Genomic DNA, 14,268 nt, shown 5'->3' with positions numbered 1-14,268 from the left:
CCGCCCGAGGGAACCGGCGAATCCTGTTACCGGCGCCCGCGTTGTCCCGCTCCCGTGCGCCGATCACCCCTCGCCGGTCACCAGTCGCTGCGCGACGACGAACTCGACATGAACTTCCGTACGACGTAGATGAGTCCGCCGACCAGGGCGACGAAGACCAGCGCCTTGAAGAGCAGGCCGATGACGAAGCCGACGACGGTCGCTATCAGACCGCCGAACACGACGAGGGCGATGACCGGCACCGCGACCCACTTCACCCACCACGGCATTCCCGCGAAGATCTCTCGCATCGCCCTTTTCCTTACTTCTCCGCCCGTCGCATCCGCCGGGGCCTGTGCCCTTCGCTCGTGCCGGGACATTCGATGTTCCGCCTTCGATGCTAGGGGCGGAGGGGGCCCGGCGGTGGCCTCGCATCCCTTGTCCTCCCCTGATCGAACCCCTAGGGAACCCTGAGGCCGCAGGTCACCTCTCGGGCGGAGAGAAGATCACCATGACCCGCAGATCCTCGCTGATGTGGTGGAACCTGTGGGCCACCCCGGCCGGCACGTACACGACGCTGCCACGCGCCACCTGGGTCGTCTCCATGCCGACGGTGATCGCGGCGCGCCCGCTCACCACGAAGTACACCTCGTCCTGGCTGTGGGGCTGCTGCGGGTCGTGCTCGCCCGCGTCCAGCGCGTAGAGGCCGACCGACATGTTCCGTTCGTGCAGGAACTGCAGGTAGGCGCCGTCGTTGGCGGCACGTTCCGCCTCCAGTTCATCCAACCGGAATGCCTTCATCGCCCTCGCCCACGCTCGTAACCGATCTCGTCTGCCACGATCAGACACATGAAGAATTTCGTAGTCAAGACGATCGCCAACGCGGGCGCCCTCGGCGTGGCCGTGTGGGTGCTGGACAAGATCACCCTGACCGGTGACAGCACGGGCAAGAAGATCGGCACACTGATTGTCGTCGCGCTCCTGTTCGGCCTGGTGAACTTCCTGGTCAAGCCGATCCTCCAGGTGCTCACCTTCCCGCTGTTCATCCTCACGCTCGGCCTGATCACCCTGGTGGTCAACGCCCTGATGCTGCTGCTCACCTCATGGCTGGCCGACAAGTTCGACCTGAGCTTCCACGTGGACGGCTTCTGGACGGCCGTCCTGGGCGGCCTGATCATCTCGATCGTCTCCTGGGCGCTGCACATCGTCCTGCCCGACGAGGACTGAGGAAGCCCGATGACCTACCGCGTCTGCTTCGTGTGCACCGGCAACATCTGCCGCTCCCCGATGGCCGAGTCCGTCTTCCGCGCGCGCGTGGACGAAGCCGGGCTGGCAGGCCTGGTCGAGGTCGACAGCGCCGGCACGGGCGGCTGGCACGAGGGCGACGGCGCGGACCCGCGCACGGTCTCCGTGCTGGCGGCGGCCGGCTACGAAGGCGACCACGCGGCCCGCCAGTTCCGGGCCGCGTGGTTCGCCCGCCTCGACCTCGTCATAGCCCTCGACGCGGGCCACCTGAAGGCGCTGCGCCGCCTCGCGCCCACTCCTGAGGACGCGGCGAAGGTACGCCTGCTGCGCTCCTACGATCCGGCGGCGGGCGCCGATCTCGACGTCCCGGACCCGTACTACGGGGGTATGGACGGTTTCGAGGAGTGCCTTGAGATGGTGGAGGCGGCGAGCGCGGGCCTGCTCGTCGCGGTACAGGCGGAAGTGGAGGGACGGGCGGCATGAACGATCCGGCTGCGGACGAGGATTCGGACGGACGCGCGAACCCGGGTACGGGTGACGGCACGCGCGCGGTGCGGGCGGGGCTGCCCGAGCCGGTCAAGTACGAACCGGCCCTCCCCGGCCCGGTGTTCGCGGCCCACTACCACCTGCCAGGTGCCCCCACCGGCCCCTACACCTACGGCCGCGACGAGAACCCGACCTGGACGCTGCTGGAGCGCGCCATCGGCGAGCTGGAGGCTCCGGGGCGGGACGGCGTCGAGACACTCGTCTTCGCCTCCGGCATGGCCGCCGTGTCGTCGGTGCTCTTCTCCCAGCTGCGCACCGGGGACACCGTCGTCCTGCCCGACGACGGCTACCAGGCGCTGCCCCTGGTGCGGGCCCAACTGGAGGCGTATGGCATCGAGGTGCGCACCGCTCCGACGGGCGGCGACGCTCAGCTCGACGTTCTCGACGGCGCGCGACTGCTGTGGATCGAGACCCCGTCGAACCCGGGACTCGACGTGTGCGACGTCCGACGGCTCGCCGAGGCGGCACACGCGCGTGGCTGTCTCGTGGCCGTCGACAACACCCTGGCGACACCGCTCGGCCAGCGCCCGCTGGAACTCGGTGCCGACTTCTCCGTGGCCAGCGGAACCAAGCAGCTCACCGGACACGGCGACGTTCTCCTCGGCTACGTCACCGGGGCGGACGCCTCCGCCATGGCCGCCGTACGGCGGTGGCGCAAGATCGTCGGGGCGATTCCCGGGCCCATGGAGGCCTGGCTCGCGCACCGGTCGATCGCCACGCTCCCCTTGCGCGTCGACCGGCAGGACGCCACAGCACTGGTCCTCGCCGAGGCCCTGCGCGGGCAGCCCGAGGTGACCGGCCTGCGCTACCCGGGGCTTCCGGAGGACCCCTCGCACAAGATCGCCTCGCGGCAGATGCGGCGCTATGGGTGTGTGGTTTCCTTCGTGCTGCCCACGCGCGCGCGTGCCGACCGTTTTCTCGGCGCGCTGCGGCTCGTGGACGACGCGACGAGCTTCGGCGGGGTGCGGTCCACGGCCGAGCGGCGCGGCCGGTGGGGCGGGGACGCCGTGCCCGAGGGCTTCGTTCGCTTCTCGGTCGGCGCCGAGGACCCGGAGGACCTGGTGGCGGATGTGCTGCGTGCGCTGGAGGAGTCGGTGGACCGACCACTCGGCACGGAGTGAAGAAGCGTTCCGCTCTGCCCGACGGCGGTCCGAGCCTCCCCCCTCGTGGCTCGGACCGCCGCGGTTCCGCGCGCGAAGAACCGCGCAAGCAAGGCTAGTTGACTCTGTGTCAGTGTCCAATCACTGTAGCGACAGAGACCTATCGACTTATTTATAGTTGGGCGCGGCCAGGGGGGCCGGGAATGGGCAGAGAAGCGGAGAAGGGGAGGGCGCGGCATGGATCTGGCCTTGCTGCGCACCTTCGTGACCGTCCACCGCGCCGGCTCCTTCACCCGTGCCGCCGCTCTGCTGGGCCTCTCGCAGCCTGCCGTCACCTCGCAGATCCGCACCCTGGAGCGACAGCTGGGGCGCCCTCTGTTCCTGCGTCAGGCCCGTGGGGTGACCCCCACGACCATCGGCGACGAACTCGCGCACAAGGCCGCGCCGCATCTCGACGCACTCGTGGAGATCACCGAGACCGGACTCGACGAGGACTCCTCCGTCCGCACACTGCATCTGGCCGGGCCACCGGAGTTCACCGCGGAGCGCGCGCTTCCCGCCCTCACTGAACTGACCGGGGACGACGGCCAGGGCTTCGCGCTGCGGGTCTCGTTCGGCAATGCCGAGGAGACTCTGGAGGGGCTGTCGGCCGGGCATCATGATCTGGCCATCAGTACGGCCCGTCCGCGCGGCTCCCTGCTGACAGCGACTGCGCTCTGCGACGAGGAGCACGTCCTGGTCGCCGCGCCGCGCTGGGCCTGCCACTTCGGCCCCGGGAAACTGCGCCGCAAGGGGGCCTCCGTCCTGGAGAACCTCCCTGTGGTGGAGGTCCACGAGTCGCTGCCCTTCATCGCCCGCTACTGGGCCTCCGTCTTCGACTCCCGCCCGGCGGCCTCGGGCACCGTCATCGTGCCCGATCTGCGCGCGGTGCTCACGTGTGCCGCCGCGGGAGCGGGGCTCGCGGTACTGCCCCGCTATCTGTGCGCGCCCGCCCTGGAGCGCGGCGAGGTGGTTGCCCTGCTCGATCCGGCGGTGCCCCCACTGCGGACGTACTTCCTGGTGGTCCGCACCGGCACACTGGCGATGCCCCATATCGCCCGGGCGCACGAATGGCTCCAGCGCGCTGCCGCCGACTGGGGCTGAGCCTCCATGAATCCCGGTGATCCTTCCGCGGACCTCTGCGATGTTTCACGTGAAACAGGCATTTCGTTCGCGTGGGTCCAGCGCCTTTGCCGAGCCGAGAACGCTTCATGAGGGGCCGACATGTTTCACGTGGAACCAGCCGGGCCACATTTCTCCCATGACCGTCCGACCCGTGGTCAAGCGCACCGCACGCGCCATCCTGCTCGATGGCAATGACCTGATCCTCATCAAGCGGACCAAGCCGGGGGTCGATCCCTACTGGCTCACTCCGGGCGGCGGGGTCGAACCGGACGACACGACTGTCGTCGACGCTCTGCACCGTGAGGTGCACGAAGAGCTGGGCGCCAAGATCACCGATGTGGTGCCCTGCTTCGTGGACACCGTCGAACACATCGGCGCTGACGGCGGCGCCACGGGCGTGAAGGTGCAGCACTTCTTCGTCTGCCGGCTGGAGTCCATGAACCCCTCGCTGCGCCACGGCCCCGAAGTCGACGAGCCCTGCGGCGAGTACGAGATCGTCCGTATCCCCTTCACGCGGGTCGGCATCGCCTCCGTCCACCTCGTACCGCTGTCGCTGCGCCACTACCTGGACGGGAACATCGAGGGCGTACGAGCGATGCACGCGCCCGATCTGGGCTGACAGCGCACGGGGTTAGTTCCCGGTGACGACCAGTTCCTCCACCGAGTCGTGGCGGATCCGCTCTGCGGGGAAACCGGCGCGACGCAGCGCGTCCACACCGCTGCGGATCATCCCGGGCGGGCCCGACAGATAGGCGTCGTACTCGTACCAGGGCCCGTACTCCCGTACGGCGTCGGGGAGCTGGAGATGCGCCTGCGCGTCGACGACCGCGCGCACGGCGAGCCAGGGGTGGTTCTGCTGGAGGCGCAGCATGGTGTCGATGTCGTACAGGTCGACATCCGTACGGGCACCGTAGAACACCTCGACCCGCCGCCGGTCACCGTGTTCGGCGACGTCCTCGACCAGTGCCTTGATGGGCGCGATGCCGGTGCCCCCGCCCAGACAGAGCAGGCCGCTGTTGGTGGTGTGGTCGACGGTCATCGTGCCGGCGGGCGGGCCGAGCCGGACGATGTCGCCGGGCCGGGCCCGGTGCACCAGCGCGTTGGAGACCCAGCCCGCGGGCACCGCCTTCACGTGGAAGGACAGCAGACCGTCGGAGCGGGGCGCCGAGGCGAAGGAGTAGTGCCGCCAGATGCGGGGCCACCAGGGCGTCTCCAGGCTCGTGTACTGCCCGGCGAGGAACGGGTACGGCTGGTCGGGCCGGACGGTGAGGACAGCTATGTCCGGGGTCCTGAGGTCGTGCGAGACCACCTCCCCGTACCACCAGGCCGGAGCGCGCAGTTCGTCGACGGCCGCCGCGTCGATCATCACCTGCGACATCGTCGTGTACGCCCGTACCCAGGCCGCCTCGGTCTCCGGGTTCCAGATCTCGGCGGCGTACCGGCTCAGCGAGCCGATGAGGCACTCGCCGACGGCCGGGTAGTGCTCGGGCCGGGTGCCGTACTTGCGGTGGCCCCGGCCGAGGTTCTGCAGATACGCGACGAGGACCTCGGTGTTGTCGATGTGCTCGGCGGCGGTGAGCAGCGCCTTGAGCAGCCGGTCCCGCTGGGTGTCCATCGCGGCCGGGAACAGTGAGCGCAGTTCGGGATGACGGACGAAGAGAAGCGCGTAGAAGTACGAGGTGGTCTTGTCGGCGACAGGACCGACCACGGCCATGGTCCGCCGGATGAGCACCGCGTCCGAGGACGCCTCGCGGCGGGGCTCGGAAGTGGCGGCCACGGAGACCGGCTCCAGACGGGGACGGGCGGGTGCCGCGGGGGGAGTGGGCTCGGGGGCGGGAGCCGGGGGCACTGAGGCTGGGGGTACTGATGCCTGGGGCCGCGGGGCGAAGGGCGGGGGCATCGGGGCTTCGGTGGCCGGAGGCACGGGAGCGAAGGGCGCGGGAAGCGGTGACGCGGGAGCGAGGGGCAGGGGAGGCAGGGGCGCGGGAGTCGGAGGGCCCGCCGAGGGCTCGGGGGTCGACGGCGCGGGTATTCGTTCCTGCTCCGGCACGGGCTCGGTCACGGCTGGACGGACGCCGTCGTCCGGTGCGGGGCTCGGGGAGCCGCCCGTACCGGGCCTGCCCACGGGACGCAGCGCGGCCAGCCGACTGCCTTCCGGCGCCTCCTGCTCGCCGCCCGGGGGCGCCTCCGGCTGCTTGCGCGGCTTGAACCAGCCGCCCCCGCCGCTGCCGCCGGCAGTGCCGTTGTCGGCGGACGTGGTGGTCGGAGCGTCCATGGTCTGCCTCGCCTCGAACATCTTTCGGTCGGTCTGCGCACTTCCTCGGTCGGAATGTGCCCGCGTTCCCCCGCTGACGGCTTGCTTTTCCCCGTTCGGCCTCTGTCCAACGCGGCCATATTCAACCCGGATTACCGCCCCGTACGGACAAGTAAGGCCAGAGTGTGACAATCGCCGCAGTGCTCTCACCGCAGCGTCCCACCATGGACGAACGCCTCCACCGTGTAACCGGAAATGCGAGTCTTCGATCTCTCCGTCCCGTTAGGCTGCATTGCCCTGCTCCTGCCGCATGTGCGGGATACGTGCCCCGACGCGGACATGAACCGGAGTCGACCATACCGGGCGTCGCCGCGCGCACAAGTCCCGCCCTTCTTCACCGTGAAAGAGCAAGGGGCGAACCATGAATTCCCTCAATTACCGGGCGCCGCACACCAATTCATAGGCATCCCACAAATCCCGCCCCGCGTACGTGTGCGTCGCGAGGCCCGCCAGATGACGGTCCGCGTTCACCGCGACAGAGACCGGCACCGCCCCGAAGAGTTCCGCGTCGGAGAACGAATCGCCGTACGCGACACAGTCCGCCCGGGTCAGACCGAACCGCTCGCAGAGCCGGTCCGCGATCTCCACCTTGGCCGCGGGTGTCAGGAGGCCGGTGGGATCCAGCGGCTCCGTGAAGGGCACTGCGGGGAAGCGCGAGCCGTGCGCCGCGTGCGCGCCCCATCCTGTCAGCCGTTCGACGAAGAACGAGGGCGACAGAGGGACGACCGCGCAGTACTCCCCTCGGTCCCTGATCTCGGCCCAGGTCTCCCTGATCCGCAGGAGCCACGGCGCTCCCACGAAGGCCGCGTCGACATGCGCCTCGGTCAGCTCCGCCCAGAGGAGACGCACACGGCGGGCGTACTCCGCGGGCTCGACGCGTCGCATCGCGAAGTCCCGCTCCAACTCGGCTATTTCGCGGTCCAGCCCCAGTTGCCGGGATATCTCTACAGGGGCAGCCGAGCCATGCAGCAGCGTTCCGTCGAGGTCGAAGAGATGCAATCGCGTCATGTGTGCCGAGGCTAGAGCCTGTCGCCCGATGACCGATGCTCAGCGTTTCACGTGAAACATCTGTCCACGCGCTGTACGGACCGGCACGACATGGCCAAAAGAACGCGCGTCCGACCGCAAACAGGTGGACGTCAGGGGCGCCGGTCGGACAGCCTGACCTGCGTGCCGACTCCTTCCCCCGCTGATCTGCCCATCCGCCGTCTGACGCACCGCGATCTCACCGCCTGCGCCGACCTGTCCGAGAACCGGGGCTGGCCCCGCGAAGAGCACAAGTGGGGCCTCCTCCTCACAGCCGGGAAGGGCTACGGCATCGACGACCCCGGCGGCGGGCTGGTCGCCGCATGTGTCGTCACCGAGTACGGGCCGTACGGAAACCCCGACTTGGGCGCCATCGGCATGATGCTGGTCGCCGAGCGGCACGCCCGTCAGGGCATCGGACGGCGGCTGATGCAGTACGTCATCGCCGCGATGGGCACCACTCCGCTGACGCTGCACGCGACCCCGTACGGCCGCCCGCTCTACGAGGAACTCGGCTTCAAGGTGACCGGGAAGGCCGAGATGGTGCGCGGGCACTTCACACCGCACGGGCCGGAGTCAGAGGCCGGCACCCGCGCGGCCACGGCCGAGGACCTCGCCAGGATCATCCGGCTGGACGAGGAGGTGTTCGGTACCGACCGCACGCACATCATCACCCGGCTGCCCGCCTTCGCCGACCAGTTGCGCGTGGCCGAGGAGAACGGCCGGATCATCGGCTACGCGGCGGCCTGGCCCACCACGGACACACAGGTCGTCGGCCCGCTGATCGCCCGCGACACGGCGACGGCGAAGGCACTGCTCGCCTCACTCGCCGCCCGCACCGACCGCCCGCTGCGAACGGACATCGACGTACGGCACGAAGAACTGCTGGCGTGGGTGAAGGAGCGCGGGCTGGCGCCCCTGAGCTTCAACGCGGTGATGACGTACGGGATCTCGGAACTGCCGGGCGACTGGACGCGACGGTTCGCGCCACTGGCAGTGGCCGCGGGCTGACGACCGCGGCGAGACGGGGATCTGCCCGCGTACATAGGCTGCGGTCATGGGAGATCTTGAGATACGGCCCGTGACGGCGGAGGACATTCCTGCGGTCGTCGGCATGCTCGCCGACGACCCGCTGGGCGCGCAGCGCGAATCGCCGGACGACCTCACCCCGTACTACACCGCGCTGAGCCGTCTCGCCACAGACCCGAACCAGCACCTGGTCGTCGCGGTCCGCGAGGACCAGGTGGTCGGCACGCTGCAGCTCACGATCGTTCCCGGGCTCTCCCGCAAGGGCGCGACCCGGTCGATCATCGAGGGTGTGCGTGTCCACGCCGCCGAACGCGGCAGCGGCCTGGGCACGCAGCTCATCGAGTGGGCGATCGACACATCACGCCGCGAGAACTGCCAGTTGGTCCAGCTGACGTCGGACGTCACTCGTACAGAAGCCCATCGCTTCTACGAACGGCTCGGTTTCACGCCTTCGCACGTGGGCTTCAAACTCCAGCTCTGACCGGGAAAGCGTCATGTTTCACGTGAAACATGACGCTTTCCCCTGGCCGGCGCCTAACTGATCCCGCGCCACCCCTCCGGATCCACCCCACCCGGCACAGAAGCCCCCTCCTCGTACGGCTGACGCACGAAGACGAAGGAGCCGAGGTCCAGGTGGTCCACGGTCCCGTTCGGCCGCCGTACGGCCCGCAGAAGCTCTCCGGCGAAGTAGCCGTCGAGACCCGTCCACGTGCCGTCGCCGTTCGCCTGGAAGCGCGAGCGGCGGCCGATGCCGGTCAAGGGCCCCAGGGAGACGCCTCCGTCGACCGACAGTCGCAGGACATACGGGGTGGTCCCCCAGTACCACTGGCCCGTCAACTCCAGTACGGAGCTGTCGACTTCGGGCAACGGTCGCCACGGCTCGGGAATCCGCGGCTCGGCCTCCGCGACGATCCTCACCAGGTCGGCGGCGACCGCTGACACCATTGGACCGGAGGTGCAGTTGGCCAGGACGACAGCCGCGAGGTCGTCCGCCACGCCGATGGTGAGGCTCGCCAGGAAGCCGGGCAGCGATCCGCCGTGCCCCACCAGCATCCGGCCGTCCCGGTACTGGACCTGCATACCGAGGCCGTACGCCGAACCTGCGGCCACGTCCGCCTCCTCGGGCGGAGCAGCCGGTGTACGCATCTCCGCGACGGACGCGGCGCTCAGCACCCGGTCGTCTCCCTCGGCGAGAAAAACGGCGAAGCGCGCCAAGTCCCCTGCGGTGGACCAGAGCTGACCGGCCGGCGCCATCCGCCCGAGATCCTCGATCGGTTCCGGCAGCAGTACGTCGGCCCAGGGATGCACCGCCCACCCGCCCGCGTGCGGTGCCTGCGACTGCCCGCTGGTCCGCTCCAGCCCCAGGGGTTCGAGCACCTCACGCCGCAGCACGTCCTCCCACGGAGCACCGCGCAACTCCTCGACCAGCGCGCCGAGCAGGCTGTACCCGGGGTTCGAGTAGTGGTGGCGCCGGCCCACGGGATGCAGGAACGGCCGCTCCCCGAGGACATCGGCCAGCTCGGGGCGCAGCGATCCGGGCGTCCGCTCCCACCAGGGAGCGGGCGACTCGGCCGCCAACCCACCGGTGTGCGCGAGCAGTTCGGCGATGGTGGCCTCCCCCGCACCGGTACCCGGCAGATGCTTCTCCAGCGGGTCGACGAGATCGAGCAGCCCCTCGTCGCGCAGCCGCATCACCAGTACGGCGGTGAAGGTCTTGGTGATCGAACCGATCCGATACTGCACGTCGGCGTCGGGCACCTGGCCGTCAACCGAGCTGCGCGCCCCCGTCCACACCGTCTCCCCGCCCCGCACCACCGCCGCGACCAACGACGGCGCCCGCCCCTCACTCTGGGCAACCGCGATCCGGTGCAGCAACGCCCGCCGCGTACTGGGAAGAAGTTCGTCCTGAGGTGTTGTCATGGGGCAAGTCCATCGGCCGGGCCGCGCGGCGTCGAGCGCATTTCCCCCTTGTCGCAGGCCCCCTGCACCGGCCCTACGTCTGGGCCATGTCCACGAACCGCGAATAGTGGCCCTGGAAGGCGACCGTGATCGTCGCCGTCGGGCCGTTTCGGTGCTTGCCGACGATGATGTCCGCCTCGCCCGCGCGCGGTGACTCCTTCTCGTACGCGTCCTCGCGGTGCAGCAGGATCACCATGTCCGCGTCCTGCTCGATCGAGCCGGACTCACGCAGGTCGGAGACCATGGGCTTCTTGTCCGTGCGCTGCTCGGGGCCACGGTTCAGCTGCGAGAGCGCGATCACCGGCAGCTCCAGCTCCTTGGCCAGGAGCTTCAGGTTTCGCGACATGTCGGAGACCTCCTGCTGGCGGCTCTCGGAACGCTTGCCGCCGGACTGCATCAGCTGGAGGTAGTCGATGACCACGAGCTTCAGGTCCGCGCGCTGCTTGAGACGACGGCACTTGGCACGGATCTCCATCATCGACAGGTTCGGGGAGTCGTCGATGTACAGCGGCGCGGCCGAGACGTCCGGCATCCGGCGGGCGAGCCGGGTCCAGTCGTCGTCGGTCAACGTGCCGGAGCGCATGTGGTGAAGGGCCACGCGTGCCTCGGCGGACAGCAGACGCATGGCGATCTCGTTGCGGCCCATTTCGAGGGAGAAGATCACGCTCGGCATGTTGTGCTTGATCGAACAGGCACGGGCGAAGTCCAGCGCCAGCGTCGACTTACCCATGGCGGGACGGGCCGCGATGATGATCATCTGTCCAGGGTGCAGACCGTTGGTGAGCTGGTCGAGGTCGGTGAACCCGGTGGGCACACCGGTCATCTCCCCCGAACGCGAGCCGATCGCCTCGATCTCGTCGAGCGCGCCTTCCATGATGTCGCCGAGCGGCAGATAGTCCTCGGTGGTGCGCTGCTCGGTGACCGCGTAGATCTCGGCCTGGGCGCTGTTGACGATCTCGTCCACGTCCCCGTCGGCCGCGTATCCCATCTGGGTGATGCGGGTTCCGGCCTCGACCAGACGCCGCAGGACCGCGCGCTCGTGCACGATCTCCGCGTAGTACTCGGCGTTGGCCGCCGTCGGCACCGTCTGCACCAGCGCGTGCAGATAGGGTGCGCCGCCGACCTTGGTGATCTCGCCGCGTCTGGTGAGTTCGGCCGCGACCGTGATGGGGTCGGCCGGCTCACCCTTCGCGTAGAGGTCGAGGATCGCCCCGTAGACGATCTCGTGCGCGGGCCGGTAGAAGTCATGGCCCTTGAGAACCTCGACGACGTCGGCGATCGCGTCCTTGGACAGAAGCATGCCGCCGAGGACGGACTGTTCGGCGTCGAGATCCTGCGGTGGTACCCGCTCGAAGGACGTGCCCTCGCTCTCCCACGCGCCGTTCTCGCGGCCGCGGTCGTGCTGTTCGTCGCGGCTCCGGCCCCCTTCGCGGCGCTGCCGGGAGGCGGGCAGACGATCACTGGGACCGCTGTCGGCCCACGGGTCGTCCAAGGGCTCGGAAATACTCACCGAGCCACCTCCTCCCGTCCGCCGAGCGGACCTCGCCGTGCCTCTCTGTTCTACGGCACGGCACTGACAAATAAGAGGCCCAACTCCGGTTCCGGCGCGTCGGTTTTGTGACGTTTCCGAGGCCGAGGGAAGGGAGCGGGCGCCGCACCACCGTAGGCCCGTCGGCACCGTCAGCCAATCTGGTTATCCACAGGCCATGTGGACGACGGCCCGGATGCTGTGGAGAACTCGGCAAAACCTGTGCACGACCCGGTGGACAGCCCTGTGAACAAGCTTTCGCGACTTCCAACAAACCGCTTCTGACCAGCATGTTTCCCATCCACCGGCTGTGCAGAAGAAAAAGTTTCCCCATTGGGCCAAGATCTCCGCGAACGGCACGCGGCGGCGCGCACCCCAGGAGGAGAGGTAATAGTCACAACCACATTGCATCTCTTACCTGTGGAAGATTAGATTGGTGGTCATGACACAGGCTCCAACTGCACCCAGGGCGACCCGGCGCCGGCACGACCGAGAGATCGTCGCACTGGCCGTCCCCGCCTTCGGCGCACTCGTCGCCGAGCCTCTCTTCGTCATGGTCGACAGCGCGATCATCGGCCATCTCGGCACAGCTCAACTCGCCGGACTCGGTATCGCGTCCGCCCTCCTCACCACAGCCGTCAGCGTCTTCGTCTTCCTCGCGTACGCCACCACGGCCGCCGTCGCCCGACGCGTCGGGGCAGGTGATCTCCAAGCCGCCATCCGGCAGGGCGTGGACGGCATCTGGCTCGCCCTGCTGCTCGGCGCCGCCGTCATCGCCGTCGTCCTGCCCTCGGCACCCGCACTCGTGGACCTCTTCGGCGCCTCGGACACCGCGGCCCCGTACGCGGTCACCTATCTGCGGATCTCGGCGCTCGGCATCCCGGCCATGCTCGTCGTCCTCGCATCCACCGGCGTTCTGCGCGGGCTCCAGGACACCAAGACCCCGCTGTACGTGGCCATCGCGGGCTTTGTCGCCAACGCCGCCCTGAACGCGGGCCTCGTCTACGGCGCGGATCTCGGCATCGCCGGTTCCGCCTGGGGCACCGTCATCGCACAGTGGGGCATGGCGGCGGCCTATCTCACGGTCGTCGTCCGCGGTGCCCGGCGGCACGGCGCCTCACTGCGCCCCGACACCAAGGGGATACGGGCCTCCGCCCAGGCGGGCGCACCCCTCCTTGTCCGCACGCTGTCCCTCCGGGCGATACTGATGATCGCCACGGCCGTCGCCGCACGACTCGGAGACGCGGACGTCGCCGCACACCAGATCATTCTCTCCTTGTGGAGCCTGCTCGCCTTCGCGCTCGACGCGATCGCCATCGCAGGGCAGGCCATCATCGGGCGATACCTCGGCGCGAACGACACCCAGGGTGCCCGCGAAGCCTCCCGCCGCATGGTCGAGTGGGGCATCGCCACGGGAGTCGTCCTCGGTCTGCTGGTGATCGTCAGCCGTTCGCTGTTCCTGCCGCTGTTCACCAGTGACTCCGTGGTCAAGGACGCCGCGTTGCCGGCCCTGCTCGTGGTCGCGCTGGCACAACCGATCTGCGGGATCGTCTACGTCCTTGACGGCGTACTGATGGGCGCGGGCGACGGTCCCTATCTGGCCCGGGCGATGCTGGTCACCCTCGCCGCCTTCACACCGGTGGCCCTGCTCGTCCCGAATCTCGGCGGCGGCCTCACCGCCCTCTGGGGAGCGATGACTCTCATGATGGCCGTCCGCATGCTGACCCTGTGGCTGCGAGCCCGCTCGGGCCGCTGGATGGTCACGGGCGCGACCCGCTGAGACCGCCTCGGCTCCCTGTTTCACGTGAAACATCGACCGGATTCCTGCTGTTTCACGTGAAACATCGGGTGCGCCCAGCTCAAGCAGAAGGGCCGCACCCCGGAGGGTGCGGCCCCACAACTGCTCAGTGAGCGCTGGGCTCAGGCAGCGACGACCTCGATGTTGACCTTGGCGGCAACCTCGGGGTGCAGGCGCACGGACGTCTCGTGGGCGCCGAGCGTCTTGATCGGGGAGCCCAACTCGATGCGGCGCTTGTCGACCTCGGGGCCACCGGAAGCCTTGATCGCCGTGGCGATGTCGGCCGGGGTGACGGAACCGAAGAGACGACCGGCGTCGCCGGAGCGGACGGCCAGACGGACCTTGACGCCTTCGAGGCGGGCCTTGATGTCGTTGGCCTGCTCGATGGTCTGGATCTCGTGGATCTTGCGAGCGCGACGAATCTGCTCGACGTCCTTCTCGCCACCCTTGGTCCAGCGGATCGCAAAGTTCCGCGGGATCAGGTAGTTGCGAGCGTAGCCGTCCTTGACGTCGACTACGTCGCCCGCGGCACCGAGGCCGGAGACCTCGTGGGTCAGGATGATCTTCATTAGTCGGTCAC

The 14,268-nt window shown here is 69.1% G+C and carries 15 protein-coding genes; 8 read left to right on the top strand and 7 right to left on the bottom strand.

What is annotated here, in order from left to right:
- Window positions 1–77: 77 nt before the first annotated feature.
- Complete coding sequence (locus OG787_RS24325) at window positions 78–290, bottom strand: DUF5326 family protein (RefSeq protein WP_006373816.1); 213 nt, start codon at window positions 288–290, stop codon at window positions 78–80.
- 172 nt (window positions 291–462) lie between these two features.
- The gene (locus OG787_RS24320) at window positions 463–780 is read right to left on the bottom strand and encodes a cupin domain-containing protein (RefSeq protein WP_405536357.1); all 318 of its coding nucleotides are present in this window, start codon (window positions 778–780) and stop codon (window positions 463–465) included.
- A 48-nt stretch (window positions 781–828) separates the two neighbouring features.
- On the opposite strand from OG787_RS24320, the gene OG787_RS24315 reads away from it, so the two are divergent.
- The 5 genes from OG787_RS24315 (at window position 829) to OG787_RS24295 (ending at window position 4,653) form a co-directional block, all read left to right on the top strand.
- Window positions 829–1,206, top strand: a complete 378-nt coding sequence (locus OG787_RS24315) for a phage holin family protein (protein WP_369029103.1) — start codon at window positions 829–831, stop codon at window positions 1,204–1,206.
- A gap of 9 nt (window positions 1,207–1,215) precedes the next feature.
- Entirely contained in the window at window positions 1,216–1,707 is a 492-nt protein-coding gene (locus OG787_RS24310; protein WP_405536356.1) for a low molecular weight protein-tyrosine-phosphatase, read from the top strand.
- Entirely contained in the window at window positions 1,704–2,891 is a 1,188-nt protein-coding gene (locus tag OG787_RS24305) for a cystathionine gamma-lyase (RefSeq protein ID WP_405536355.1), read from the top strand. The genes OG787_RS24310 and OG787_RS24305 overlap by 4 nt, the downstream gene beginning before the upstream one ends.
- A 216-nt stretch (window positions 2,892–3,107) precedes the next feature.
- Window positions 3,108–4,013 (top strand): LysR family transcriptional regulator, encoded by a 906-nt coding sequence (locus OG787_RS24300; RefSeq protein ID WP_369029106.1) that lies wholly within the window; start codon window positions 3,108–3,110, stop codon window positions 4,011–4,013.
- Between the two features lie 157 nt (window positions 4,014–4,170).
- Window positions 4,171–4,653 carry an NUDIX domain-containing protein gene (locus OG787_RS24295; RefSeq protein WP_235476854.1) on the top strand — a complete coding sequence of 161 codons (483 nt, stop codon included), beginning with the start codon at window positions 4,171–4,173 and terminating at the stop codon, window positions 4,651–4,653.
- A 12-nt stretch (window positions 4,654–4,665) separates the two neighbouring features.
- Here OG787_RS24295 and OG787_RS24290 read toward each other — a convergent pair whose 3' ends face one another.
- Window positions 4,666–6,309 carry a globin domain-containing protein gene (locus OG787_RS24290; RefSeq protein ID WP_369029107.1) on the bottom strand — a complete coding sequence of 548 codons (1,644 nt, stop codon included), beginning with the start codon at window positions 6,307–6,309 and terminating at the stop codon, window positions 4,666–4,668.
- Window positions 6,310–6,723: 414 nt separating this feature from the next.
- Window positions 6,724–7,356, bottom strand: a complete 633-nt coding sequence (locus tag OG787_RS24285; RefSeq protein WP_405536354.1) for an HAD family hydrolase — start codon at window positions 7,354–7,356, stop codon at window positions 6,724–6,726.
- Window positions 7,357–7,518: 162 nt separating this feature from the next.
- On the opposite strand from OG787_RS24285, the gene OG787_RS24280 reads away from it, so the two are divergent.
- A complete protein-coding gene (locus OG787_RS24280) occupies window positions 7,519–8,385 on the top strand; it encodes a GNAT family N-acetyltransferase (protein ID WP_405536353.1) in 867 nt (288 codons plus the stop codon).
- A gap of 46 nt (window positions 8,386–8,431) precedes the next feature.
- Window positions 8,432–8,884, top strand: a complete 453-nt coding sequence (locus OG787_RS24275) for an N-acetyltransferase family protein (protein WP_369029110.1) — start codon at window positions 8,432–8,434, stop codon at window positions 8,882–8,884.
- Between the two features lie 53 nt (window positions 8,885–8,937).
- Here the strand turns inward: OG787_RS24275 and OG787_RS24270 are convergent, their stop codons facing one another.
- Complete coding sequence (locus OG787_RS24270) at window positions 8,938–10,323, bottom strand: serine hydrolase domain-containing protein (protein ID WP_405536352.1); 1,386 nt, start codon at window positions 10,321–10,323, stop codon at window positions 8,938–8,940.
- Window positions 10,324–10,396: 73 nt separating this feature from the next.
- Window positions 10,397–11,872: a replicative DNA helicase gene (gene dnaB, locus OG787_RS24265; protein WP_369029117.1), complete on the bottom strand. Its 1,476-nt coding sequence runs from the start codon at window positions 11,870–11,872 to the stop codon at window positions 10,397–10,399.
- A gap of 454 nt (window positions 11,873–12,326) precedes the next feature.
- On the opposite strand from dnaB, the gene OG787_RS24260 reads away from it, so the two are divergent.
- On the top strand, window positions 12,327–13,670 hold the full coding sequence (locus tag OG787_RS24260; RefSeq protein WP_369029118.1) for an MATE family efflux transporter: 1,344 nt from the start codon (window positions 12,327–12,329) through the stop codon (window positions 13,668–13,670).
- A 140-nt stretch (window positions 13,671–13,810) separates the two neighbouring features.
- On the opposite strand, the gene rplI is transcribed toward OG787_RS24260, so the two are convergent.
- The gene (gene rplI / locus OG787_RS24255) at window positions 13,811–14,257 is read right to left on the bottom strand and encodes a 50S ribosomal protein L9 (RefSeq protein ID WP_006381650.1); all 447 of its coding nucleotides are present in this window, start codon (window positions 14,255–14,257) and stop codon (window positions 13,811–13,813) included.
- Between the last annotated feature and the right edge of the window lie 11 nt (window positions 14,258–14,268).

Source organism: Streptomyces sp. NBC_00075, assembly GCF_045041225.1.
Taxonomy (GTDB): Bacteria; Actinomycetota; Actinomycetes; order Streptomycetales; family Streptomycetaceae; genus Streptomyces; species Streptomyces adonidis.
This window is presented reverse-complemented; position numbering and strand designations above follow the sequence as displayed.

What these genes read in the sequence shown, in the direction of transcription:
- OG787_RS24295 (WP_235476854.1), top strand. Translation starts at nt 4,171, where the DNA reads ATGACCGTCCGACCCGTGGTCAAGCGCACCGCACGCGCCATCCTGCTC.
- OG787_RS24300 (WP_369029106.1), top strand. Translation starts at nt 3,108, where the DNA reads ATGGATCTGGCCTTGCTGCGCACCTTCGTGACCGTCCACCGCGCCGGC.
- OG787_RS24305 (WP_405536355.1), top strand. Translation starts at nt 1,704, where the DNA reads ATGAACGATCCGGCTGCGGACGAGGATTCGGACGGACGCGCGAACCCG.
- OG787_RS24320 (WP_405536357.1), bottom strand. Translation starts at nt 780, where the DNA reads ATGAAGGCATTCCGGTTGGATGAACTGGAGGCGGAACGTGCCGCCAAC.
- rplI (WP_006381650.1), bottom strand. Translation starts at nt 14,257, where the DNA reads ATGAAGATCATCCTGACCCACGAGGTCTCCGGCCTCGGTGCCGCGGGC.
- OG787_RS24325 (WP_006373816.1), bottom strand. Translation starts at nt 290, where the DNA reads ATGCGAGAGATCTTCGCGGGAATGCCGTGGTGGGTGAAGTGGGTCGCG.
- OG787_RS24290 (WP_369029107.1), bottom strand. Translation starts at nt 6,309, where the DNA reads ATGGACGCTCCGACCACCACGTCCGCCGACAACGGCACTGCCGGCGGC.
- OG787_RS24285 (WP_405536354.1), bottom strand. Translation starts at nt 7,356, where the DNA reads ATGACGCGATTGCATCTCTTCGACCTCGACGGAACGCTGCTGCATGGC.
- OG787_RS24275 (WP_369029110.1), top strand. Translation starts at nt 8,432, where the DNA reads ATGGGAGATCTTGAGATACGGCCCGTGACGGCGGAGGACATTCCTGCG.
- OG787_RS24310 (WP_405536356.1), top strand. Translation starts at nt 1,216, where the DNA reads ATGACCTACCGCGTCTGCTTCGTGTGCACCGGCAACATCTGCCGCTCC.
- OG787_RS24270 (WP_405536352.1), bottom strand. Translation starts at nt 10,323, where the DNA reads ATGACAACACCTCAGGACGAACTTCTTCCCAGTACGCGGCGGGCGTTG.
- OG787_RS24315 (WP_369029103.1), top strand. Translation starts at nt 829, where the DNA reads ATGAAGAATTTCGTAGTCAAGACGATCGCCAACGCGGGCGCCCTCGGC.